Origin of the sequence: Bosea sp. NBC_00550 (genome assembly GCF_026020075.1) — a bacterium.
Lineage (GTDB): Bacteria > Pseudomonadota > Alphaproteobacteria > Rhizobiales > Beijerinckiaceae > Allobosea.
Map to the genome: position 1 here is coordinate 333,541 of NZ_CP102773.1, position 22,397 is coordinate 355,937.

A 22,397-nucleotide genomic window follows, 5' to 3' on the forward strand; every position below is an offset into this window, starting at 1 on the left:
GCCGCCATGACCGCTCAGGTCGCCACACTCGTCGACGTCATCGACAAGCACCGTTTCGACGAGGCCGCGCTGGCCCGCTGGCTTCGGGTGCATATCCCCGGCTTCGACGGCCCGGTTTCCATCCGGCAGTTTCAGGGCGGCCAGTCGAACCCGACCTTCCTGATTGCATCCGGGGACCGACGCTGCGTGCTGCGCAAGAAGCCGTCGGGCCAATTGCTGCCCAAGGCGCATCAGGTCGAACGCGAATTCGCGATCATCAGCGCGCTCGGCCCGACTTCGGTTCCCGTCCCCGAGGTGATGGCTCTTTGCGCGGATGCCGACGTCATCGGAACCCCATTTTACCTGATGGGGCATGTCGATGGGCGGCATTTCGACGGGCTGCTGCTCGCCGACCAGCCGCGCGATGGGCGCGCCGCGATCAACTACGACGCCGTCGACACGCTCGCCCGTCTGCATGCCGTGGACCCGGCAGCCATCGGCCTTGCCGATTACGGCCCGCAGGGCGGCTATGTCGCCCGCCAGGTCGAGCGCTGGACGAAGCAGTACCGCGCATCATCAGCCCAAGCCGGTGAAATCGCCGATCTCGGCTGGCTGGCCGACTGGTTGCGCGAGCGCCGTCACGTCTCCGACGAAACCGCGATCGTCCATGGCGACTACCGAACCGGCAATCTGCTCTATCGTCACGATGCGCCGCAGGTCGCTGCCATCCTGGATTGGGAACTGTCGACCCTCGGGCATCCCATCGCCGATCTCGCCTATTACTGCATGACCTATCGCATCGATGCGCGTCTATCCGGTGGGCGGGGTCTCGCGGGCCTCGATCTCAGGGAACGCGGCATCCCTGGCGAGACCGAGGTGCTCGACCGCTATTCGCAGGCAAGCGGTCGTGTTGCGATCGCCGATTGGCCGGTGTTCCTGGCACTCTCCTTCTTTCGGCTGTCCGCCATCCTGCACGGCGTGATGGCGCGTGCCGTTCAAGGCAACGCCAGCGACGCCAATGCCCTCGACGTGGCCAACAGGGCGGGTGCGCTCGCGCAGATCGGCCGTGCGATTGCGCATTCCGAACATCGCTGAACCGTCTGGTTCGATCAAAGCTCAGGGGGCGGCATGCGCTTCGAAGGCAGATCCTGCATCGTTACGGGCGCGGCAAGCGGCATCGGCCGCGCGACCGCCCTGCAATTGGCCAGAGAGGGCGCGCGACTGGCGCTGGTCGACCGCAACGCGGCGGAACTGGCCAGCACCGTCGCGAGCCTCCCCCGTGCGGGCGAACATGAAACCTTCGTGCTCGATATCGGTGACGAGGACGCGGTTCGCTCATGCGTCGCGCAGGTGCTGGCCAAGTTCGGCCGCATCGACGTCCTGTGCAACAACGCCGGCATCGCGAGCACGAAGGGAGCGGCCGTCGAGCAGGATTTGGCCGAATGGATGCGCGTCATCCAGGTCAATGTTCTCGGCGCGATGCTGTTCATGAAGCACGCGGGCGCGGCCATGATCGCCGCCGGACAGGGCTCCATCGTGAACACCGCATCGGTCGCCGGCATTCGGGCGGGTGCAGGCGGCAACGCTTACAGCGCGTCGAAGGCCGCCGTGATCAACATGACGCAAACCGGCGCCTGCGACTTCGGCGCCTTCGGCGTCAGGGTCAATGCGGTCTGCCCCGGCCTGATCGAGACTGGGATGACCAAACCGATCTTCGACAAGGCCCGCGAACTCGGCAAGGAGGACCGGCTGGGCGCGCGCTGCGAACTCCGGCGCTATGGCCATCCCGAAGAAGTCGCGCGGGTGATCGCTTTTCTCGCGAGCGACGATGCCAGCTATGTCACCGGGCAGGCCATTCCTGTCGATGGCGGCAATACGGCATCGCTCAATCTCCCCGGCATGAAGGTTTGATCGAGGTACTCATGAGTTTGGTCGCATACACGATTCAGCATGCCGTGGCGGTGGTCGCGATCGACAATCCTCCGGTCAATGCGCTGGGGGCGGCGGTGCGCCAGGGGCTGGCGGCGGCCGTCGCCCAAGCGAATGGCGACGCGACGGTCACCGCGATCGTGATCGCATCCGCCGGCAAGGCCTTCATCGCCGGGGCCGATATCAGCGAGTTCGGCAAACCGCCGGCCGCGCCGCTGCTGCCCGATCTGCTCGACGCGATCGAGGCTTCGGCCAAGCCCGTCGTCGCGGCTATCCACGGCGTGGCGCTCGGCGGCGGACTCGAGGTCGCGCTCGCCTGCCACGGTCGCGTCGCGTTGCCCGCAGCGAAGCTCGGCCTGCCCGAGGTCAAACTCGGGCTCATTCCCGGCGCGGGCGGCACGCAACGCCTGCCGCGCCTGATCGGTGCGGCGAAGGCCTTCCCGATGATGCTTTCGGGCGAGCCAATCTCGGCGGGGCTCGCGCTCGACTATGGCCTGCTCGACGAGGTCGTCTCCAGCGATGTCGTCGCCGCCGCGATCCGTCTGGCCGAGGCGCTGGCGGCGGAGGGGCGACGTCCTGTGACGAGCACCGCCACCGTCGCATTGACCGAGGCCGATCGTGAGAGCTTCGAAGCTCTGGCCAAGGATGCCCTGAAGAAGGCGGACGGCATGCCGACCGTGCCGGCGCTGGTCGAGGCCGTGCGCGCGACCGCATTGCCGTTCAAGGAAGGCGTGGCCGTCGAGCGCAAGCTGTTCCTGTCGCTGATCGCCGACGAACGCTCCAAGGCGCTGCGCCATGTCTTCTTCGCCGAGCGCGAGGTCGCGAAGGTGCCGGGCATCGGGTCGGAGGTGAAGCCGCGCGAGATCACCGCCGCCGCGGTGATCGGCGCGGGAACGATGGGCGGCGGCATCGCCATGTGCTTCGCCAATGCCGGCATCCCGGTGACGCTTATCGAGACCGCGCAGGCGGCGCTCGACAACGGCATCAACCGCATCGCCGCGATTTATGACATCTCGGTCTCGCGGGGCTCGCTGACGCCGGAGGCGCGCAAGCAGCGGCTCGCCCTGATCAAGCCGGCGGTCGGGCTGGCCGCGGCGGCAGGCGCCGACATCGTCGTCGAGGCCGCCTTCGAGGAGATGGGCGTCAAGAAGCAGATCTTCGGCGAGCTCGACAGGGTGGCGAAGCCGGGCGCGATCCTCGCCAGCAACACTTCCTATCTCGACGTGCCCACCATCGCGGCGGCGACCGGCCGGCCGCAGGATGTGATCGGCATGCATTTCTTCAGCCCGGCCAATGTCATGAAGCTGCTCGAAGTGGTCAGGCCGCAGGGCGTGGCGGATGATGCCGTCGCCACTGCCGTGGCGCTCGGGCGTAAGCTCGGCAAGGTTCCGGTCGTGGTCGGCAACGGCTTCGGCTTCGTCGGCAACCGCATGCTGGAGCAGCGCACCCGCGCCGCCGAGCGGCTGCTGATCGCGGGCGCCCTGCCGCATGAGGTCGATGCGGCGCTGGTCGATTTCGGCTTCAAGATGGGCCCCTTCGCCATGGCCGATCTCGCCGGCAACGATATCGGCTGGCGCTCGCGCAGGGCGCGCGGGCTTAAGGCCGCCGTGGCCGACGCGATCTGCGACGCAGGCTGGTTCGGGCAGAAGACCGGGCGCGGCTATTACATCTATCCGCAGGGCGCGCGCACCGGCCAGCGCTGCCCCGAGGTCGAGGCGCTGATCGCCCGCATCTCCGCCGAGCAGGGCGTGACGCGGCGCGCCTTCACGCAGGCCGAGATCCTGGCCCGGCTGCTCGACCCGATGGTGAATGAAGGCGCGCGCATCCTGGAAGAGGGCATCGCGGCGCGGCCGGGCGACATCGATATCGTCTGGATCAACGGCTATAACTGGCCGGCCTGGCGCGGCGGCCCGATGTATTGGGCCGACAGCGTCGGGCTCGACGTCATCGCGAAGCGTCTGGAGGCGCAGGCCGCCGAGGCCGGCGACAAGGCGCTCGAGCCGGCGCCGCTGCTGACGCGCCTCCCCGCCGAGAGCAAGGGCTTCGCGGGCCTCCGAACCGACAGTTGAAACAGACCCTGCCGATGCGGCGCCCGCCGCCACCGGCAGACGCTTTCGAAAACTCCTTAACTGGCGAGGAAACCTTTCCATGGCCGAAGCCGTCATCGTATCGACCGCCCGCACCCCGATCGCGAAAGCCCATCGCGGCGCGTTCAACCAGCTGCGGGGCGCCGACATGGCCGCGCATGCGATCCGGCACGCTCTTGCGCGTGCAGAGATTGAGCCCGACGCGGTCGAGGAAGTCGTTCTGGGGTGTGGCTATCCGGAAGCGGCGACCGGGGGCAACGTCGCGCGGCATGCGGCGCTCGTCGCGGGAATCCCGGTTCAATCGAGCGGCGTGACTGTCAGCCGCTTTTGCGCGTCCGGGCTCGAAGCCATCGCGCACGCCGCTCGCCGCGTGGTCATGGACGGGGTGCCCGTCGCGATCGGTGGCGGGGTCGAATCCATCAGCCTCGTACAGCCGGTGGTGCGGCGTGAACTGACCCAGAACGATTGGCTGATGGAGCACAAGCCGACGATCTACACGTCGATGATCGAGACCGCCGATATCGTCGCGCACCGCTACGGCATATCGCGAGAGGCGCAGGATGCTTTCTCGCTGCGGAGCCAGCAGCGCACCGCCTCGGCCCAGCAGCAGGGTGTCCTCGACGACGAGATCGTGCCCATGCGCGCGGTCATGGCCGCCACGGACAAGGTGACGGGCGAGGTCACGCAGCAGGAAGTCACCCTTGCCAGGGACGAGGGCAATCGCCCCGACACAACGCTCGAGGCGCTCGGCAAGCTGAAGCCGGTACGCGGTGAGACCAACTTCGTCACCGCCGGCAATGCCAGCCAGCTCTCTGACGGCGCTTCGGCGAGCGTCGTCATGTCGGCCGAAGAGGCCGCCCGTCGGGGGCTGTCCCCGCTCGGCATCTTTCGCGGCTTCGCCTCGGCCGGCTGCGAGCCCGACGAGATGGGTATCGGCCCGGTCTTCGCGGTTCCGCGCCTGCTGGCGCGTCATGGCCTCACGGTCGCGAACATCGATTTGTGGGAGCTGAACGAGGCCTTCGCCTCGCAATCGATCTATTGCTGCACCAAGCTCGGCATCGACCCCGACAAGGTCAACGTCAACGGCGGCGCTATCGCGATCGGCCACCCGTTCGGGATGAGCGGAGCGAGGCTCGTCGGCCATGCTCTCCTGGAAGGCCGTCGCCGCAAGGCACGCTACGTGGTGGCGACGATGTGCGTCGCCGGCGGTATGGGATGTGCCGGGCTTTTTGAGGTCAATCCCGGCTGAAGCCGGCCGCATGGGTCCGCATCGGTCCACCGCTCCCCCCGGCATTGTGGCTCCATCCGCGGCGGGAGGCTCACGAAGCTCGGTGCGGAGGCCGCGGTCAGCGGGGCATGATGTAGCTCAGCTGGTTGCGGATATTGGCTGCAAGCGAAACCAGTCGCGGCCCCACCTCTTCCTCGATCTGATTGGGGCTGAGCCGGAAGATCGGCACGCGGCAGTTCACGCCGAAGCAGTCGCCGTTCGCGTCGCGGATCAGGGGCGCGCCGGCGGAATGAGTGCCGGGTATCCAAACGCCCTTGGCGACCGAGAAACCCCGGTCGCGACATTCGGCGACACCCTGGACATAGGAGTCGGAATATTTCGCCCAGAGGTCCGGCGAGCGCCGCTTCATCTCATCGAGCTTCAGCTTGAACTCGGCATCCGTGAGCAGCGAGCCCAGCGCATGGCCGATCGTTGCCGGAAGGAGCGGCCCGATCGTGCCCAGATCGGGCGAGGTCCAGATGTTTTCGTTCACACGCGACGTCTCGAGATAGACAAAGTTGGTGCGGTCGATGGTCCCGATCGAAACTGTGCCGCCGAGATCCTGCGCGAGTTTCTGCATCGACGGCCGCGCGATGTGCAGCAGCTTCAGATTGACCAGCAGCGGGTTCACCAGAACCAGCGCGCGCCAACTGAGTCGGAACTTGGATTTCTCCTGCCGAAGATAGCCCATCCGCTCGAGAGTATAGGTCAGGCGGGCGACAGTGGAACGATTGATCCCGGACTCCTTCGCGATCTCTCCATTGCTCATCAAGCTCCGGTTGGGGCGGAAGGTCTCCAGAACAGCGAGCCCCTTGACCAGGGTCGTCGCGATATCGGGGTCGTCGGCAGGGATCTTCAAGAACCGTCTCCAATTCGGCTTCAGGACCGACGTGAGACGCCGGCTTTTATTTTGACAGCACCTCGCCGATCGGCAGCTGCGCCAGGCGGCTGTCGGCGCGGTACGACATCAGCAAAATCCGACGCCACCGGCCAAATGTCAACATAGTGAACATATTTGACTGATTATAATCATTTACTTGACTCAGTAGCCGCATGGACGCTCAATTGTCGCACTGACTGCTGAGGCGCAGCCGACTCGGAGAACGCTGATGAGCCGCGTAATCGATATGGAAATCAGTTTGCCTCACAGCGAGGCGAACCCGGAGCTGGAGCGCATCGCGCGTGGCCGGCCTGGAACGCCCTTCGCCCAGTCCCTTCCGCGCCCAGATGGCTACGGCTTCGCGAATTACGGGAACGTCTTCCGCAGCAAGGACAGCGGAGCTAACAAGGCGGCGGTCGACGATGGCGGGCTGGCGCGGCTGGTCGAGGACATGGACCGCGCGGGCATCCAGCGCGGGTTGCTGGTCGGCGCCGAGAACAGCGCTACGGGCCGCATTCACCAGGCTCACCCCGGCCGATTCTTCCTGTTTACGACATTTGACCCGCTGGACGGCATGCGCGCCGTTCGCGAATTCGAGCGCCTGGTCAAGGAGGAGGGAGCAAATGGCCTGCGCCTGTCGGCGCTTTACAACGGCGTGCCGGCGAACGACCGGCGCTATTATCCGCTCTACGCCAAAGCCGCGGAACTCGATGTTCCCGTCCGCATCTATACGGCGATGAACTACGCCAACGATCGGCCCTATGATCTCGGCCATCCGCGCTATCTCGACGATGTCGCCGTCGATTTTCCGGAACTGAGGATCGTGGCGGGCCTAGCCGGATGGCCCTGGGTCAACGAGATGGTCGGGCTTCTGCGCCGCCACCCGCGCCTCTACGTCGATACGGCAGCCCACCACCCGCGCTATTTCAGTCAGCCCGGCTCGGGCTGGGAACAGTTCCTGCAGTTCGGCAATACCCTGCTTCAGGACAAGGTCATGGTTGGGCTCTCGCGCTACCTGTTTGGAACCTCCTTCGAAAGCATCATCGAGCAATACAAGGATTTGCCGCTCAAGGAGAAGGTCATCGAGAAATGGCTTTACGGGAACGCCGCTGAATTCTTCCGCCTGAACTGAAGGCTGGCCCGATGATTCGTTTCGTCGGCCGACGTGCGCTGCTCGCCATCCCCCTGCTCCTGGCGGTCATCGTCTTGATGTTCTCGATGCTGCACATGATCCCCGGCGATCCGGTGCAGGCGCTTGTCGGCGACTATCCCGTGCCGCCGGCCTATCGGCAGGCGATCGAAACGAAATACCGTCTTAACGATCCCTTCCTGGTTCAGGTCGGCAATTATCTGGTCAATGTCGCCCGCGGCGATTTCGGCTTTTCGTATCAGAACCAGCGCGCCGTTCTCGATCTCATCCTCGAGCGCGCGCCCCGGACGATCCTGCTGGCGTCGGTCAGCTTTGCCTTGGCGATTCCGCTGGGCATGCTGATCGGCATCGCGGCCGGCACGTCCCGCCGACAGGGCGTCGACAAGTTCTGGACCACGACGGCGTTGATCGCCTACGCCATTCCCACCTTCTGGCTCGGTCAGCTCCTGGTGATGCTGTTCGCGCTCCGGCTGGGCTGGTTCCCCACCCAGGGAATCGGCCCCCTGGTCAGCCGCACCCAGGGCTTCGCCTGGCTCCTCGAAAAGCTGCGCTATCTCGCCTTGCCTGTCCTCGCCTTCGGCATCCACGAGGGCATGCGGATCGCCCGCATCATGCGCGCCAGCGTCATCGACACGCTCTCGCAGGGCTACATCATCACGGCACGCTCGAAGGGCCTTAGCCGCGGACAGATCATACGCAGCCACGTCCTGCGCAATTCGAGCCTGCCGCTCGTGACGATCGCGGGCTACGCCTTCGGCTCCGCGCTGGGAGGCGCCGTTCTGCTCGAGACGGTCTTCACCTGGCCGGGACTCGGCCTGCTCCTGGTCGACTCGATCCGGCTGCGGGACAACATGACCGTGATCGGGGTGGTGATCTTCTCGGCCGTCGCCGTCGTCGCCATGAACCTGATCGTCGATCTCCTCTACGCGGCGCTCGACCCGCGCATCAGAACCATGCGGTGAGGGCGACAGCGATGTCAGAAATCAAGGCCTCCACCGCACCTGCCACTCGCAACGGTCTCTCGATCGGGAGCTGGCAGGTCCACATCGCCAATCTCTTCGGCACGCGCCATGGCGCGCTCGGCGCGGGCATTCTGCTGGTGCTGATTGTCGTGGCCATCGCCGCTCCGCTGATCGCCCCCTACAACCCCCTCGAGCAGACGCAGCTAAGCCTGGCTCCGCCATCGTCCGAATTTCTGTTCGGCACCGACAATATCGGGCGCGACGTCTTTTCGCTCGTCGTGCATGGCAGTCGCTCCTCCCTCCTAGTCGGGCTCGGCGCCGCGCTGGCTGCTTTGCTGATCGGCGGCACGCTCGGGGTGCTCGCGGGCTATTTCCAGGGCCCGGTCGAGGCGGGGCTGATGCGGCTGGTGGAGCTGTTCCAGACGCTGCCCGTCATTATTCTCGTGCTTTGCGCCGTGGCCTTATTCGGTTCGAGCTTCTGGCTGCTGATCGCAGCGGTGGCGCTGGCGATCTGGCCAATGGAAGCACGGCTCGTCTACGGCCAGTACATCAAGCTGCGCGACCGCGATTTCATCGCAGCCGCCCGCGTCGCCGATCTCTCGACGGCCCACATCATGTTCCGGGAAATCCTGCCCAACGCGGTGCAACCGATCATCGTGCAGGTCGCTCTTGACGCCAGCATCGCCATCCTGATCGAAGCCGGCCTTGGCTTCCTCGGCCTGTCCGATCCGAACAAGGTGAGCTGGGGCCGGTTGCTCTTCGTGGCGCAGGACTATATGGACAGCGCCTGGTGGATGAGCCTGTTTCCCGGCGCCGCGATCTGCATCACGGTCGTCGGGCTGAACCTCTTCGCCGACGGCCTGAACGAAGTCATCGATCCCCGCAGCACGAGTGGTGTGGGAGGGCTGCAATGAGCCCCTCGCCGCTGCTCGATGTCAGCGACCTGAAGGTCCATCTGCGCCTCGGCTCCCACATCGTGAAGGCCGTCGACGGGGTCGACTTCCAGATCAGGCCCGGCGAGTGCGTCGGCATCGTGGGTGAATCCGGCTCCGGCAAGAGCACGTTGGCTCGGGCCACCACGCGGCTGATGCCCAACGTCAATATCGCGGAGCTGAGCGGCAGGCTCACCTTCGAGCGCCGCGATATTCTGGCGATGACCGACCGCGAGCTGCGCACCCTGCGGCGGGGCCGCGGCTTCTCCATGATCTTCCAGGACCCGCTCGGCTATCTCAACCCGACCCAAAGGATCGGTCGGCAGATCCAGGAAGCGCTCGCCCGGGCCCCGGATCGCGGCTCGGATCAAATCCGAATCCACACCCTGCTCGACGAGGTCGGCCTGCCCGACCCCACAAACCTCGCCCGCCGCTACCCGCACGAGCTGTCGGGCGGAATGCGCCAGCGCGTGATGATCGCGATCGCGCTTGCCAGCGATCCTCAGCTCCTGTTCGCCGACGAGCCGACGACCGCGCTGGACGCGACCGTCCAGCTACAGGTGCTGCAGACGCTCTACAGGCTGCACAAGGAGCGCAACATGGCGATGGCCATCATCACCCATGACCTTGGCGTCGTGGCCGAGCTGTGTGACCGGGTCTACGTGATGCGCGATGGCAAGGTGATCGAGAGCGCCGACACCGTCGCGCTCTTCGAGCAGCCCCGGCAGGAGTATTCGCGGCGGCTGATCGAGCTCAGCACGCGCCGGCTGACGCGGGAGCAGCGGCTATGAGCGCACCCATCCTGCGCCTGAACCGGGTCGAACAGATCTACGCCAGCCGAAACGCCAACGGACCTGGCTGGAACACGGTCCGTGCGGTCGACGGGGTCGACCTGGAGGTCAAAGAAGGGGAGACGCTGGCGATCGTCGGCGAATCCGGCTCGGGCAAGAGCACTCTGGCCAAGCTGCTGCTGATGCTCAACCGGCCGACCGCCGGTGACGTCCAGTTTCGGGGAACCGCGCTCCCTGCGCTCGACGCCTCGGGTCGGCGGACCTTCCGGCGCCAGGTCCAGGCCGTCTTCCAGGACCCGGCGTCGTCCCTGAACCCGCGCATGACGGTGGAGCGCATGCTGGGCTACATCGTCCAGCGCCACGCGCTCGCACCGTCCGGCCAGATCCGCCGGTTCCTCGCCGATCATCTCGCCGCGGTCGGCCTCACGCCGCCCGAGAACTATCTGAACCGCTACCCTCACCAGCTGTCCGGGGGACAGCAGCAACGCATCGCGATCGCACGCGCGATGATGCTGCGGCCAGTGATCATCATCGCGGACGAGCCGCTGTCCAGCCTCGACGTATCGGTCCAGGCGCAGGTCCTGCAGCTGATGCGGGACCTGCACACCACGACCAATGTCGGCTTCGTCGTCATCAGCCACGATCTCGGCGCGATGGAGTCGATCGCCGACCGTACCGCCGTGATGTATCGCGGCCGCATCGTCGAGATCGGCCGCTCGATCTACGAGCGCCCGTTCCATCCCTATACGAAGCTGCTTCTGGAGGCGCGCCTCTCGCTGGATCCGCGCCGCGGCCGGATCCGCAGCATGAGCACGACGCCGCCGCGCGGCGATGCCTCCGCGCCTGCGCCGGGCGGTTGCCGCTTTCGGCAGCGCTGTGCCTACGCCACCGAGATCTGCGCGACGCAGGCCCCGGCGCTGCGGCCAGTCGATGCAGCCGGAACCATGGCCGCCTGCCACCGCGCCGAGGAGATTGGCGCGCTCCCCGCCAAGGCTGAGGAGCCGGCGCTCCTCAGGCCGATCGAGGTCTGACGCAAACCAATACCAACCATAAAGCCGAGGGAGAGCACATCATGAACGCGACCAAGGGCTACGATGCCAAGCCGATGCCCCAGCTCAGCGCGATCGCGCTTCTCGCAGCAGCGATGAGCCTTCCCGGCGCGGTCGGCGCGCGGGCCGATGACGGCAAGCCGGTACCGGGCGGCACGGTCATTGCCGCCTTGAACTCGACGACGATCCCCAACCTGAACACGCAGATGACGTCCTCCGTGCCGGCGCTGTTTGCCGCCGACGTCTGGGCGGATGGTCTTATGACCTATGATCGCGATGCCAATCGTCTGCCGCGCCTCGCCACGAGCTGGACCATCTCCGAGGACGGCAAGACCTACACCTTCGCCATTCGCGAAGGCGTCAAATGGTCGGACGGCAAGCCGTTCACGGCCGCCGACGTGGTCTTCACCCTGGAGAGCTTCGGCAAGTTCAACACCTATCTCACCAAGCTCATGCCTTTGGTCGAGAAGGCCTCGGCCCCGGACGACAAGACCTTCGTGCTGACGCTGAAGGAGCCGCTGACAGCGACGCTCGACCTCTTCGACAAGGAGGTGTTTCCGCTGATGCCGAAGCACATCTACGAAGGCAAGGACGTCGCCACTCATCCCACCAATATCGCGCCGGTCGGCCTCGGCCCGTTCAAGTTCGAGAAATGGGCGAGCGGCCAGTCCATCACTTTCGTGCGCAATCCGCACTATTGGGAGGCGCCTAAGCCCTATCTCGATTCCGTCATCTTCGCGCTGATCCCCAATCCGCAGCAGCGCCTCAACGCGATCGTCAACGGCGAGGTGAACTGGTTCCGCCCGGAGGTGGTCCAGGTTCCGGCGACGCAGCAAGCAGCCAAGCGGGGCACGTTCCGGGTCGTGCCGATCATGACCAATGCGCCGGAAACGGCCGTGATCGACTTCAACCTGCGGCGCGCGCCGATGAACAACGTCAAGGTTCGGCAGGCCCTGTTCCATGCGATCGACCGCCAGCGCATCGTTCAGGACGTCTATCAAGGGCTGGCCGAGACCGCCAAGAACGCGATCCCGACGCAGTTCAAGCAGCTGCACGATCCGTCGGTCAATTACGACGCAATGTATGCCTATGACCCGAAGAAGGCGGCGCAACTGCTCGATGAAGCCGGCTTCCCCCTGAAGGACGGCAAGCGTTTCGCAATCGAGCTCGCCGTGATCTCGGCCCCGCCCTATGACGCCGTGGCACAGGTCGTCCAGGCTCAGTGGACGGCACTTGGCATCGACGTGAAGCTCAGCTCGCTCGATCTGCAGATCTGGACCAACAAGGTCTACACCCAGCACGATTTCGACGCGTCGATCATCTCGCTGACGGGCCGGTCGAACCCGGTGCTCGGCGTCGATCGCAGCTTCGTCTGCAACCAGACCAATGTCCCGTTCGCCAATCCGACGGGTTACTGCAATCCCGAATTCGACAAGGTGGCCGCTGACGCTGCTTCGGCGCCGCTCGACCGCCAGAAGGCGCTTTACAAGACCTATGCCGAGATCGTCGCCCGCGACCTCAACCAGCTCGCGCTGACGAACGCCCGCGTTTTCGAAGCGGTGACGAACAATTTCAAGAACCTCGATGCGCAGTTCAATTTCTCGTTCAACACCCATCCCAACTGGGCGGAAGCCTGGCTCCCCAAAGACAAGCAGTAATCCCCGACGCTTCCCGCGCACGCAGCCGCTTCGCGCGGCTGCGTAGGCACGCCGCTACCGAAGGAAACAAGCCTTGCATATTGACGTCACTCCCATGGTCAAGCCCCGCTCGGTGGCCATTGTCGGCGCTTCCGCCAAGCGCGTCACGCAAGGCAACGTCGTCATCAGCAACCTCAAATCCTGGGGCTACACCGGCGAGATCCTGCCGGTTCATCCCCAGGCCGATCAGATCGACGGGCTGCGGGCCATCAACTCGATCCGCGACATCAAGGGCGAGACCGACCTCGCCATTGTCGCGATCCCGGCGGCCCATGTGCCGGGCATGCTGCAGGAGCTCGAATCGAGCTCCGTCCGCTCGGCCATCGTCTTCACAAACGGCTTCTCGCACGAGGAGGAGATGGCCATGCGTGCCTTCGGCGCCAGGAGCCGCATCATCGTGCACGGCCCCAACTGCATGGGCCTGGTCAACTTCACCGACTCCATCCCGCTCTACCCGTCCAGGCCGTCGCTGCGGTTGAAGCCCGGCAATGTCGCGCTCGTCGCCCAGTCGGGTTCGGCGGCGATTTCGGTGATGAACTCGACGGTGGTCGGGCTATCGAAGGTGGTGACCGTCGGCAGCGAGTTTCAGGTCTCGGCCGGGGACTATATCCGCTGGCTCGCAGACGACGACGAAACGCGCGTCATCGGCGTGGTCGCGGAATCCATCAAGTCGCCGCATGCGCTGGCCGAGGCGGCCGAGTGCGTCCATGCCGCCGGCAAGTCCCTGATCGTGCTCAAGGTCGGGCGCTCGGATGTCGGCCTCGCGGCGACGCAGGCGCATACCGGCGCGCTCGTCAGCGATCGCGACGCCTATGACAGTTTCTTCCGCGAGACCAACATCGCCACGGTCGCCGATTACGACGAGTTGATCGCGTCGCTGGAATGTTCGGCTGTGGCACGGCGGATGGTTCGTGGCGCCAGCATCGGCATCGTCGGGATTTCCGGCGGGCAGACGGCGCTCGCCTGCGATATCGCGGATGCGCAAGCTGTTTCCGTCGCGGCTTTCGGCGACGCGACGGCCGCCCGCGTGCGCGCCGCCTTGCCTGGCACGGCCGGGAACAACCCGGTGGATTTCGGTGCGACCGTCAACCTCGAGGACCGCAACACCCCTGATGCGATGCTGGCCGTCCTCAACGACCCGAATGTCGGCGCGGTGGTCGCGCTGCAGGACACGCAGGAGAGCCTGAATCCCGCGACCCTGCAGAACTACATGAATATCCTTGGCGTCTATGCCGAGGCAGGCCGGTCGAGCGAAACGCCGCTGGTGGTGATCTCGCCGACATCAGAAAATCTCGACCCCGGTGTTCGGTCTATGCTGCTGGAGCATGGAGTTCCGTTGCTGCGCGGCCTCAGCCCGGGGCTTCGCGCCGTTGGAAATCTCGCGCTTGGCAAGCCGGGACTGGCCGGCACCTGGGCCAGCCAGCACGGCCCAAGGCCGTCTGACTTCAACGAGCAGGCCGCAAACCTCAGGGCGGAGATCGAAAGCACCGCGAACACGCTCGACGCCGCGCTATCGTTCCGGCTCTTGCGCGCCTATGGCATCCCGGTGACCAGGTCAATCGTCGTGAAGGATGCGGATGAAGCCGCGGCCCGCGTGGAGGAAATCGGGTTCCCGATGGTGGTCAAGGTCGCCTCGCGGGATGTGCAGCATCGCTCCGATGTCGGCGGCGTCATCCTGGACATCGGCGACGAGGACGAACTGCGCGGCGCCATCGCCACCATCTCCGGAAATATCGGCAAGGCGCTACCGAACGCCACCATCGACGGCTATGAGATGCAGGAGCAGCTGGTCGACGTCGTGGAGGCCATGGCCGGCTTCACCGATGCGTCGCCGTTCGGCCAAATGATCGTGCTCGGAAGCGGCGGTACGCTCGTGGAGCTTCTGGCCGACCGCGCCGCAACCCTGGGCCCGCTTGATCGCGAGCAAGCCGAGACGATGCTGGCGACGACCCGTCTCAGCCGGCAGTTGTCTGGCTATCGGAATCTGATGGCGCCGACGGACACGGCTCCGCTGGTCGACGTTGCCGTCCGTCTTTCGCAGCTCGCCAGCGACTTGCGGGACGTCATCGCCGCTTGCGATCTCAACCCTGTGCTCGTGCGCAAAGGCACCGGCGACGTCCGCGTCGTCGACGCGCTCTTCGTGCGTCGACCATAGCCCTGAAAACGTCAGCGTCGCCTGCTTCGAGCCGCAGGCGGCGCTTCGGCCCGGCCGGAGTGCCGGAGGACAATCACCGGGAAAGCGCGATAGTCCCGGTTTGGCCTACCCCCGCGCCTGTCAGACGCGGCTCGATGTGTCGCCGGGATCCTGCGAGCCATGGCCGCCATAGATCGCGGAGAACCACATCTGCGACAGCGTCGTCGCGACAAGTTGGGGGGCGTCCTCGAACTCCGCGAGCGCGGGCTGGGTCTGACTGTAGATCTTGAGCAGGAGTTCGTCGACCATGCCGATCAGGCAGAAGATCGTCAGGCGCAGCCGTGCCGGGTCCCAGCGATCGAACTCGCCTTCGCGCCTCAGCCGGTCGATGACGCGGTCCACCATGGCGGCGTCCGCATGCCGGCCCACCTCCGCGATGACCTCGTCCTCGTCCTTCAGCCGGAAGTGACAGCGCATCAGCCCGACATTGCGGCGGAAACACTCGACATAATGCAGATTGGCCTGATGAATGGCCTCGAACTGCGAAGCGTCTCGCGGAATCGGCAGGCGCGAAGCGCGCACGAACCTGAAATAATCTGCTATCGTCTTGGCGACGACGCTGCGCTTGTCCGTGAAATAACGGTAAAACGTTCCGTGCGCGACTCCCGCCGTATTGGCGATCAGATTGACCGTTATCGCATGGTAATTCTTCTCACGAAGCAATTTCGCGGTCGCGATCTCAATCTGTATCTCGGTACGAATTATTTTCTTTTCGCCGTGAGCTGCCGCCAGACGCTTCTCAAGGTAGGAGACATAATCGAATTCTTCGACGCTCAAGAAATCAACCTCGTTTTTCCCGCGCATTTCGCTTGTATCAGGGCGGCCGGCCGGAGCGCAAATCGCACCCGCCAAAGACGCTTGACAAAAAATGACATCGTCGTCAGTTTTATCGCATAGCCGCGATAGGAGCCGCAATAGATGAGTTCTACCGGTGCGACGATCGACTTTCGGAACGTGCGGAAGTCCTATGGGAAGTTCGTCGCGCTAGAGAATTTCTCGATGCATGTCGGGCGCGGGGAATTCATGACCCTGCTCGGCGCCAGCGGCTCGGGAAAGACCACCGCGCTCAACGCCTTGGCCGGCTTCACCGACATCGACAGCGGCGAGATCCTGATCGACGGCGTGTCGATCACCAGCCTGCCGACCGAGAAGCGTCAGATCGGCATGGTGTTCCAGAGCTATTCGCTGTTCCCGCATCGAAGCGTCATTCGCAACGTTTCATTCCCCCTTGAAATGCGCGGTGTTCCGCGCGCCGAAGCCCGGCGCCGTTCGGAGAAGGCGCTCGCGATGGTGCGGATGGACGCCCTCGCCGATCGCATGCCGCACGAGCTCTCGGGCGGCCAGCGGCAACGGGTCGCCTTTGCCCGCGCTGTGGTGTTCGAGCCCCGCGTGCTCCTGATGGACGAGCCGCTCGGGGCCCTCGACCTGAAGCTGCGCGAGACGCTCCAGCTCGAGATCAAGGCCTATCAACGCCAGATCGGATGCACGGTCATCTACGTTACCCATGACCAGGGCGAGGCGCTGACGCTGTCAGACCGGGTGGCGGTGATGGACAAGGGACGCGTCTTGCAGGTCGGGCCGCCTGAGGAGCTCTACGACCGGCCGCGCTCGCGCTTTGTGGCCGAATTCGTCGGCGCGAATAATTTGCTGATGGTGGAGCGTGCCGAGAATGGCGGCATGACCCTGGAAGGCCTTGGCCTCATCCAGGGCGATATCGCCCATCTCTCGGGCGCGGAATTCGTTTCGATCCGGCCGGAGCTCGTTCGGGTTCGCCATGGTGGCGGCGGCGCCCACCCGGCCCGCCTGAAAGAGACAGTCTTCTTCGGCAACTCCGTGCGTTACGTGCTGCTGACTGACGCGGATAAGGAGATTTCCGCGATCGAGCCGCGCCGACCGGGGCAGGAGATGCGGCCGGCCGGTGTCAGGGTCGGCTTCGACCTCGACACCGCCGACCTCGTCGCACTTACCGCTTGATAACAATCAACAATATCAGAGGGAATTGTCATGACCAAGATGACTAGGCGAGCGTTCGGCATCGGGGCCAGCACGGCAGCGGCTTCCTTGGCGGCCGGATTCCCTTCGTTCGCCCAGGAGACGACGATCGTCGTCAACGGCTCCGGCGGAGCCCTGGCGACGATGATCACCAAGATCTTCGAGGAGCCCTTCGCCAAGGAGACGGGGATCAAGGTCAAGCCGACGGCGCCGGTCAGCCTTCCGAAGCTCAAGGCGATGGTCGAATCCGGCAATGTCGAGTGGGACCTGACGGAACTGAACGGCGACGACGTCGTCACCGCGACCAAGGCCGGCTGGCTGATGCCGATCGATTACGCGATCATCGACCCCGACAACAAGCTGCCGGCCATCGCCAAGCAGCCGACGGCGATGGTGCGCGCATCCTATTCGACGGTGATGGCGTTCCGAACCGACAAGTTCGGCAAGGGCAAGGCGCCGCAATCCTGGGCCGATTTCTGGGATGTGAAGGCCTTCCCGGGGCCGCGCTCCCTGGAGAACTCGCCGAAGGGCAATCTCGAATTCGCCCTGCTCGCCGATGGCGTCGCGCCCGACAAGCTCTACCCGATCGACGTCGACCGCGCCTTCAGGAAGCTCGACCAGCTGAAAAAGCACATCCCGGTCTGGTGGACGAACGGTGCCCAGCATGTGCAGCTGCTGATCGATGGCGAAGTCAACCTGACTTCCTGCTGGAACGGCCGCATCACGCCGCTGAAGAACGAAGGCAAGCCGGTCGATATCACCTTCAAGGGCGGGGCCCTGATGCTGTCGTATCTGGGCATCCCCAAGGGCGCACGGCATCCCAAGGAAGCGATGCGTTTCATGAAGTTCCGGATGGACCCGGTCGCCTCGGCCGCTTTTGTCAAGCAGGTGCCCTATCCCGGCTTCGTGCCCGGCATGACCGAGCTGCTGGAACCCGCCTTCGCGGCGACCTTGCCGACATCACCTGAGAACGCCGCCGTGCAGTTCGAGTTCAACAGCGCCTGGTGGGCCGAGAACATCGATGCCGTCACCACCCGCTGGAACGAATGGCTGCTGATCTGACCCCGAACCCGACCTGAGTTCGACCTGATCCAACTCTGGCCCGGCTCGACCGCCGGGCCTCGTGAAAGTCTGCCGCCGCCATGCGCATTCGATGGACGAAAACCCTTCTGCTTCTAGCACCGGCGACGGTGCTGGCGGCGGTCCTTTTCGTCTATCCGGTGTTCGGCGTCCTCACCTTGACGGTGCATGACGGAACATCGTTCACGGCCGAGCCGGTGCGGCAGATCTACACGTCGCAGCTGTCGATCATCGTCCTGCAAAGGACCTTTGTCACCGCCGCGACCGTGACGGCGATCTGCCTGGTGATGGGCTATCCCATGGCCTATTTCATGGCGGGGCTCGCCCCGCGCAAGCGCGTCATGGCGACCTATCTGATCCTGCTGCCGTTCTGGATCAGCATCCTGATCCGGACCTACACCTGGATCATCCTCCTCGGCCGCGAGGGCGTCCTGAACAAGGCGCTCTCGGCCCTCGGCCTCACGGGCGAGCCGATCCAGCTGCTCTACACGCCGGTCGCCGTCCATGTCGGCATGGTCCAGATCCTCCTGCCGATCGTAGTGCTGACCTGCCTGACCTCGATCCTCGATGTCGAGCGGGATCTGGTGAAGGCGGCCCGCTCGCTCGGCGCGACGCCGCGCCAGGCCTTCTGGAAGGTCGTCTTCCCGCTCAGCGTCAGCGGTGCTGCGACCGGCGGCATCATCTGTTTTATCCTATGCCTCGGCTTCTACGTCACGCCGACGCTGCTTGGCGGGCGCACGAGCATTCTGATCGCCAATCTGATCGACCTGCAGGTTCACAAGACCCTGAAATGGGATCTCGCGGCGGTGATGGCCTCGGCATTGCTGCTCGCCACCTTCGCCTGCCTGCTGTTCTATTGGGGCCTGACCCGCAAGCGCTCGGAATTCGCGACTGGCGGGCTCGCTCGATGACCCGCATCGTCCTCGCCGTCTATTTCGCGATCGTCACCGGCTTTCTGCTGCTGCCGCTCATCTTTCTCGTGCCGATCTCGCTGACGGACAGCCAGTTCCTCGAATTTCCGCCGACATCGCTCTCCCTGCGCTGGTACCGGGAGTTCTTCACGGACCAGAGCTGGCTCGACGCGACGCTGGTCAGCCTGAAGATTGGCATCGGCGCGACGATCCTGAGCTTGCTGTTCGGCACCCTGGCGGCGATCGCCCTGGTCCGCGCCGACTTCCGGGCGAAGGGCGTGCTGACGGCCCTCTTCATCGCGCCGCTCATCATCCCCTCGGTGGTGCTGGCGCTCGCTCTTTACATCGTGTTCCTGCGCTGGCGGCTGGTGAACAACATCTATGCGCTGACGCTCGCCCACGCGCTGATCGCGATGCCTTACGTCGTGATGATCGTCGCCGGGAGCTTGCGTCGCTTCGACATGACGATCGAACGCGCCGCGCGCATCCTCGGTGCCGGCCCCGCCAGAGCCTTCGTCCATACGGCGCTGCCCTTCCTGACGCCGGCGATGTTCGCATCGGCGATCCTCGCCTTCTTCGCCTCCTTCGACGAGCTGATCATCACGCTCTTCATCTCCGGCGGGCTGCAGACGCTCCCGGTCCGCATCTGGAACGATCTCAGCCTCAAGCTCGATCCCACCGTGCCGGCCGTAGCGGTCATGCTGACGCTCGTCAGCATCATCGGCATGTCGATCGGCGAGATCGTTCGGCGCCGCAACGAACTCCGATACCAGACCCATTCCGTCCCCGAGGCCTAACATGCAGCAAGCCCTTAGCGAAACGCGCGACTGGTCGGAGCTCAAGCTCCTCGTCGAGCGGATGCGCAGCAATATCGAGGCGACGGCCCTGCCGCGGAACCTCGGCGCCTTCGTCGACGAGCGCGCCGCGGCCTGTGGCGACCAGACGCTGTGGACCTTCTTCGAGCAAGAGGAGGGCGGGGTCGCGAGCTATGCGCAGGCCAAAGCGGCAATCGATCGGACCGCGGCCGGCCTCTATGCCGCGGGGGTGCGCATGGGCACGCATGTCGCGGTCATGCTGCCGAACATCCCCGAATTCCCCGTCACCTGGCTGGCGCTCGCCACGCTTGGCGCCGTCATGGTGCCAGTCAATATCGGCTATACCGGCCGCGAGCTCGATTATGTCCTGACGGATTCGCAGGCCGCCCACCTGGTCGTCCATGCCAGCTGCCTGCCGGCCTACGAGGCGCTGGGGGATGCCGCACCGTTGCCGAAATCGGCGGTCTTCCTGATCGGCGACGACGCGGGTACCGGCGCCGATGGCTATGCGCGGATCGACGCGAATGCCCCTGCCCTTCCGCAGGGCCTGCCTCAGCCCGAACTCGATGACATCGTCAACATCCAGTACACCTCCGGCACGACGGGCTTCCCGAAGGGCTGCATGCTGACGCATCGCTACTGGCTCACCATATCGCTGGTGGCGGCCATGCGAGGAGGCGAGGCGGAAAATCCGAAGAACATCCTGGCTGCGCAGCCCTTCTTCTACATGGACCCGCAATGGCTGACCTTGATGGCGATGCGGGTCGGCGGGCAGATCTTCGTCGCACGCCGCGCCAGCGCGACCCGTTTCCTGGACTGGGCCCGCCGCTACCAGATCCATTACTGCCTGTTCCCCGAGATCATCTACCAGCAGCCGCCCGACCCGCTCGATGCGGAAAATGAGCTGAAGCGGGTCTCGATATTCGGCTTCAACAAGGATTTCCACGCTGATTTCGAGCGCCGCTTCGGCACCGTGGCGCGTGAATCCTTCGGCATGACCGAGGTCGGATCGGCGCTGTTCCTGCCCAGAGAAGCCTATCACATGGTCGGCTCGGGCTCCTGCGGTATGGTCGCGCCGTTTCGCGAGGCGCAGATCACCGACGCCGATGGCAATGTCGTGCCGGATGGCGAGATAGGCGAGCTTTGCATTCGCGGCCCCGGCATCATGCAGGGCTATTATCGCAAGCCCGAGGCGAACCAAGCCGCCTTCCGCGGCGACTGGTTCCGCACCGGGGACCTGTTCTGGCGCGACGCGCAGGGCTTCCACTATATCGTGGGGCGGCTCAAGGACATGATCCGGAGAAGCGGCGAGAACATCGCCGCCCGCGAGGTCGAGGCCGCCCTGGCCGAGATGCCCGAAGTGCTCGAGGCCGCCGTCGTCGGCGTCAAGGATCCTGCACGCGGCGAGGAGGTGAAGGCCTATATCGTCCTGCAGCCCGGCGTCTCGGCGGCGCAGGCCTCCCCCGAGATGATCTTCGCGCACTGCAAGTCCCGCCTGGCGCCCTTCAAGACGCCGCGCTACCTCGAATATCGCGAGGCTTTGCCGAAGACGCCCTCCGAAAAAATCGCCAAGCAGAAGCTGATTGCCGAGAAGCCCGACCTGCGCGCCGGCAGTTTCGATCGCGTCACCAATGAGTGGCTCTGAGGCCTACAAGAGGAACAGACACATGCCTTTCGAATATGAGCGCCGTGGCAAGATCGGCTATTTCACAATCCGGAACGGCTCGGTTAATCCGATGACCCCGGCCATGCACAAGCAGTTCTACCAGATGATGCTCGAGTTCCTCGCCGATGACGAGGTACGCGTCGGGATTCTCCAGGGGGCCGGAGACCGCGCCTTCTCAGCAGGCGACGACATCAAGAACGACTACGCTAAGTTCGCCACGCCGATGGACGAGCTCACCTATTATCTGGCGCCCAAGCACCGCGTCGCCGAAGGCGAGCCCGATACCTTCAGTTGGTCGCGGGAGGTCCTGTCGCTCAACCGGTTCAAGCCGATCGTCGGGGCCGTGCGCGGCTATTGCTACGGCCAGGGCATGATCTATCTCAGCCATCTCACCGATATCCGCGTGGCGTCTGAGGATGCGAAGTTCGGCTTCCCCGAGATCGCCTACGGCATGGGTGGCGCAGGCGGTTCGACCCGGCTTTCCCATTTCCTGCCGCACACCGTTGCGATGGAGATGCTTCTCACCGGAGATCCGCTGTCCGCGCAGGATGCCTTGAGAGCAAACTTGGTGAACGCTGTCGTGCCATCCGATCAGGTTCTGGCAAAGGCGGAGGAATATGCAGCGCGCATCGCGCGTCACCCCCTTCTCGCGCTGCGCGTCGAGATGGAAGCTTCGGTCCGCTGCATGGACATGTCGCGGCAGGACGCGTTGGATTACGTGAAGAACCTCTATCGCATGCAGCGACTGGCTTACAATGGCGAAGAAAAGGTTGAATCTTTTTTATATAAAGAAAAAATCTGAAAACTAAATTATATACTCTCGATATTCAGATCATTTAGCGCGTGGCGATTGATCTAAATTCTATAAAATGTGTTCGGAGATCCGAAGGACCATGGATCCATCGGATCTCCTTGTGAATGAGTAGTCTAAGGCCGCATGCTAGCCGGGCTGATGCTCTGATGCTGCTGGACGCCCGCATTTCAAGGAATGCTGTGGTTGGCATGAGTTGACCCGA

General features: G+C 64.7%; 19 protein-coding genes. 17 read left to right on the plus strand and 2 right to left on the minus strand.

The features are described from left to right. The first annotated feature begins 6 nt into the window (after positions 1 to 6). The 4 genes from NWE53_RS28605 (at position 7) to NWE53_RS28620 (ending at position 5,244) form a co-directional block, all read left to right on the plus strand. Entirely contained in the window at positions 7 to 1,074 is a 1,068-nt protein-coding gene (locus NWE53_RS28605) for a phosphotransferase family protein (RefSeq protein WP_265055104.1), read from the plus strand. A gap of 33 nt (positions 1,075 to 1,107) precedes the next feature. Then, on the plus strand, positions 1,108 to 1,890 hold the full coding sequence (locus tag NWE53_RS28610) for an SDR family NAD(P)-dependent oxidoreductase (protein WP_265055105.1): 783 nt from the start codon (positions 1,108 to 1,110) through the stop codon (positions 1,888 to 1,890). Between the two features lie 11 nt (positions 1,891 to 1,901). After that, complete coding sequence (locus tag NWE53_RS28615; RefSeq protein ID WP_265055106.1) at positions 1,902 to 3,977, plus strand: 3-hydroxyacyl-CoA dehydrogenase NAD-binding domain-containing protein; 2,076 nt, start codon at positions 1,902 to 1,904, stop codon at positions 3,975 to 3,977. Positions 3,978 to 4,056: 79 nt separating this feature from the next. Beyond that, on the plus strand, positions 4,057 to 5,244 hold the full coding sequence (locus NWE53_RS28620; protein ID WP_265055107.1) for an acetyl-CoA C-acyltransferase: 1,188 nt from the start codon (positions 4,057 to 4,059) through the stop codon (positions 5,242 to 5,244). A 97-nt stretch (positions 5,245 to 5,341) separates the two neighbouring features. Here the strand turns inward: NWE53_RS28620 and NWE53_RS28625 are convergent, their stop codons facing one another. Beyond that, complete coding sequence (locus tag NWE53_RS28625) at positions 5,342 to 6,121, minus strand: IclR family transcriptional regulator (protein WP_265055108.1); 780 nt, start codon at positions 6,119 to 6,121, stop codon at positions 5,342 to 5,344. Between the two features lie 250 nt (positions 6,122 to 6,371). On the opposite strand from NWE53_RS28625, the gene NWE53_RS28630 reads away from it, so the two are divergent. The 7 genes from NWE53_RS28630 to NWE53_RS28660 all read left to right on the plus strand — a co-directional run bounded on the left by NWE53_RS28630 (position 6,372) and on the right by NWE53_RS28660 (position 14,878). Further along, positions 6,372 to 7,274, plus strand: a complete 903-nt coding sequence (locus NWE53_RS28630) for an amidohydrolase family protein (RefSeq protein ID WP_265055109.1) — start codon at positions 6,372 to 6,374, stop codon at positions 7,272 to 7,274. A gap of 11 nt (positions 7,275 to 7,285) precedes the next feature. Continuing rightward, positions 7,286 to 8,254 (plus strand): ABC transporter permease, encoded by a 969-nt coding sequence (locus NWE53_RS28635; RefSeq protein ID WP_265055110.1) that lies wholly within the window; start codon positions 7,286 to 7,288, stop codon positions 8,252 to 8,254. Positions 8,255 to 8,265: 11 nt separating this feature from the next. Then, positions 8,266 to 9,168, plus strand: a complete 903-nt coding sequence (locus NWE53_RS28640; RefSeq protein WP_265055111.1) for an ABC transporter permease — start codon at positions 8,266 to 8,268, stop codon at positions 9,166 to 9,168. Next, positions 9,165 to 9,977, plus strand: coding sequence for an ABC transporter ATP-binding protein (locus NWE53_RS28645; protein ID WP_265055112.1), 813 nt, complete (start codon positions 9,165 to 9,167; stop codon positions 9,975 to 9,977). Before NWE53_RS28640 ends, NWE53_RS28645 begins: the two co-directional genes overlap by 4 nt. Next, positions 9,974 to 11,008, plus strand: coding sequence for an oligopeptide/dipeptide ABC transporter ATP-binding protein (locus NWE53_RS28650; RefSeq protein WP_265055113.1), 1,035 nt, complete (start codon positions 9,974 to 9,976; stop codon positions 11,006 to 11,008). The genes NWE53_RS28645 and NWE53_RS28650 overlap by 4 nt, the downstream gene beginning before the upstream one ends. A gap of 41 nt (positions 11,009 to 11,049) precedes the next feature. After that, positions 11,050 to 12,684, plus strand: coding sequence for an ABC transporter substrate-binding protein (locus NWE53_RS28655; protein ID WP_265055114.1), 1,635 nt, complete (start codon positions 11,050 to 11,052; stop codon positions 12,682 to 12,684). 94 nt (positions 12,685 to 12,778) lie between these two features. Continuing rightward, the gene (locus tag NWE53_RS28660) at positions 12,779 to 14,878 is read left to right on the plus strand and encodes an acetate--CoA ligase family protein (protein WP_265055115.1); all 2,100 of its coding nucleotides are present in this window, start codon (positions 12,779 to 12,781) and stop codon (positions 14,876 to 14,878) included. A 120-nt stretch (positions 14,879 to 14,998) separates the two neighbouring features. Here the strand turns inward: NWE53_RS28660 and NWE53_RS28665 are convergent, their stop codons facing one another. Continuing rightward, complete coding sequence (locus tag NWE53_RS28665) at positions 14,999 to 15,721, minus strand: TetR/AcrR family transcriptional regulator (RefSeq protein ID WP_265055116.1); 723 nt, start codon at positions 15,719 to 15,721, stop codon at positions 14,999 to 15,001. A 114-nt stretch (positions 15,722 to 15,835) separates the two neighbouring features. Here NWE53_RS28665 and NWE53_RS28670 point away from each other — a divergent pair, with 114 nt between their 5' ends. The 6 genes from NWE53_RS28670 (at position 15,836) to NWE53_RS28695 (ending at position 22,183) form a co-directional block, all read left to right on the plus strand. Beyond that, the gene (locus NWE53_RS28670; protein WP_265055117.1) at positions 15,836 to 16,891 is read left to right on the plus strand and encodes an ABC transporter ATP-binding protein; all 1,056 of its coding nucleotides are present in this window, start codon (positions 15,836 to 15,838) and stop codon (positions 16,889 to 16,891) included. 30 nt (positions 16,892 to 16,921) lie between these two features. Next, positions 16,922 to 17,971, plus strand: a complete 1,050-nt coding sequence (locus NWE53_RS28675; protein WP_265055118.1) for an ABC transporter substrate-binding protein — start codon at positions 16,922 to 16,924, stop codon at positions 17,969 to 17,971. A gap of 128 nt (positions 17,972 to 18,099) precedes the next feature. Beyond that, positions 18,100 to 18,900 carry an ABC transporter permease gene (locus NWE53_RS28680; RefSeq protein ID WP_265055119.1) on the plus strand — a complete coding sequence of 267 codons (801 nt, stop codon included), beginning with the start codon at positions 18,100 to 18,102 and terminating at the stop codon, positions 18,898 to 18,900. Then, positions 18,897 to 19,697 (plus strand): ABC transporter permease, encoded by an 801-nt coding sequence (locus tag NWE53_RS28685; protein WP_265055120.1) that lies wholly within the window; start codon positions 18,897 to 18,899, stop codon positions 19,695 to 19,697. Before NWE53_RS28680 ends, NWE53_RS28685 begins: the two co-directional genes overlap by 4 nt. Position 19,698: 1 nt before the next feature. Further along, positions 19,699 to 21,360: an AMP-binding protein gene (locus NWE53_RS28690; RefSeq protein ID WP_265055121.1), complete on the plus strand. Its 1,662-nt coding sequence runs from the start codon at positions 19,699 to 19,701 to the stop codon at positions 21,358 to 21,360. 22 nt (positions 21,361 to 21,382) lie between these two features. Continuing rightward, complete coding sequence (locus tag NWE53_RS28695; RefSeq protein WP_265055122.1) at positions 21,383 to 22,183, plus strand: enoyl-CoA hydratase/isomerase family protein; 801 nt, start codon at positions 21,383 to 21,385, stop codon at positions 22,181 to 22,183. Positions 22,184 to 22,397 lie beyond the last annotated feature (214 nt).

What these genes read in the sequence shown, in the direction of transcription:
- NWE53_RS28605 (WP_265055104.1), top strand. Translation starts at nt 7, where the DNA reads ATGACCGCTCAGGTCGCCACACTCGTCGACGTCATCGACAAGCACCGT.
- NWE53_RS28610 (WP_265055105.1), top strand. Translation starts at nt 1,108, where the DNA reads ATGCGCTTCGAAGGCAGATCCTGCATCGTTACGGGCGCGGCAAGCGGC.
- NWE53_RS28615 (WP_265055106.1), top strand. Translation starts at nt 1,902, where the DNA reads ATGAGTTTGGTCGCATACACGATTCAGCATGCCGTGGCGGTGGTCGCG.
- NWE53_RS28620 (WP_265055107.1), top strand. Translation starts at nt 4,057, where the DNA reads ATGGCCGAAGCCGTCATCGTATCGACCGCCCGCACCCCGATCGCGAAA.
- NWE53_RS28630 (WP_265055109.1), top strand. Translation starts at nt 6,372, where the DNA reads ATGAGCCGCGTAATCGATATGGAAATCAGTTTGCCTCACAGCGAGGCG.
- NWE53_RS28635 (WP_265055110.1), top strand. Translation starts at nt 7,286, where the DNA reads ATGATTCGTTTCGTCGGCCGACGTGCGCTGCTCGCCATCCCCCTGCTC.
- NWE53_RS28640 (WP_265055111.1), top strand. Translation starts at nt 8,266, where the DNA reads ATGTCAGAAATCAAGGCCTCCACCGCACCTGCCACTCGCAACGGTCTC.
- NWE53_RS28645 (WP_265055112.1), top strand. Translation starts at nt 9,165, where the DNA reads ATGAGCCCCTCGCCGCTGCTCGATGTCAGCGACCTGAAGGTCCATCTG.
- NWE53_RS28650 (WP_265055113.1), top strand. Translation starts at nt 9,974, where the DNA reads ATGAGCGCACCCATCCTGCGCCTGAACCGGGTCGAACAGATCTACGCC.
- NWE53_RS28655 (WP_265055114.1), top strand. Translation starts at nt 11,050, where the DNA reads ATGAACGCGACCAAGGGCTACGATGCCAAGCCGATGCCCCAGCTCAGC.
- NWE53_RS28660 (WP_265055115.1), top strand. Translation starts at nt 12,779, where the DNA reads ATGGTCAAGCCCCGCTCGGTGGCCATTGTCGGCGCTTCCGCCAAGCGC.
- NWE53_RS28665 (WP_265055116.1), bottom strand. Translation starts at nt 15,721, where the DNA reads ATGCGCGGGAAAAACGAGGTTGATTTCTTGAGCGTCGAAGAATTCGAT.
- NWE53_RS28670 (WP_265055117.1), top strand. Translation starts at nt 15,836, where the DNA reads ATGAGTTCTACCGGTGCGACGATCGACTTTCGGAACGTGCGGAAGTCC.
- NWE53_RS28675 (WP_265055118.1), top strand. Translation starts at nt 16,922, where the DNA reads ATGACCAAGATGACTAGGCGAGCGTTCGGCATCGGGGCCAGCACGGCA.
- NWE53_RS28685 (WP_265055120.1), top strand. Translation starts at nt 18,897, where the DNA reads ATGACCCGCATCGTCCTCGCCGTCTATTTCGCGATCGTCACCGGCTTT.
- NWE53_RS28690 (WP_265055121.1), top strand. Translation starts at nt 19,699, where the DNA reads ATGCAGCAAGCCCTTAGCGAAACGCGCGACTGGTCGGAGCTCAAGCTC.
- NWE53_RS28695 (WP_265055122.1), top strand. Translation starts at nt 21,383, where the DNA reads ATGCCTTTCGAATATGAGCGCCGTGGCAAGATCGGCTATTTCACAATC.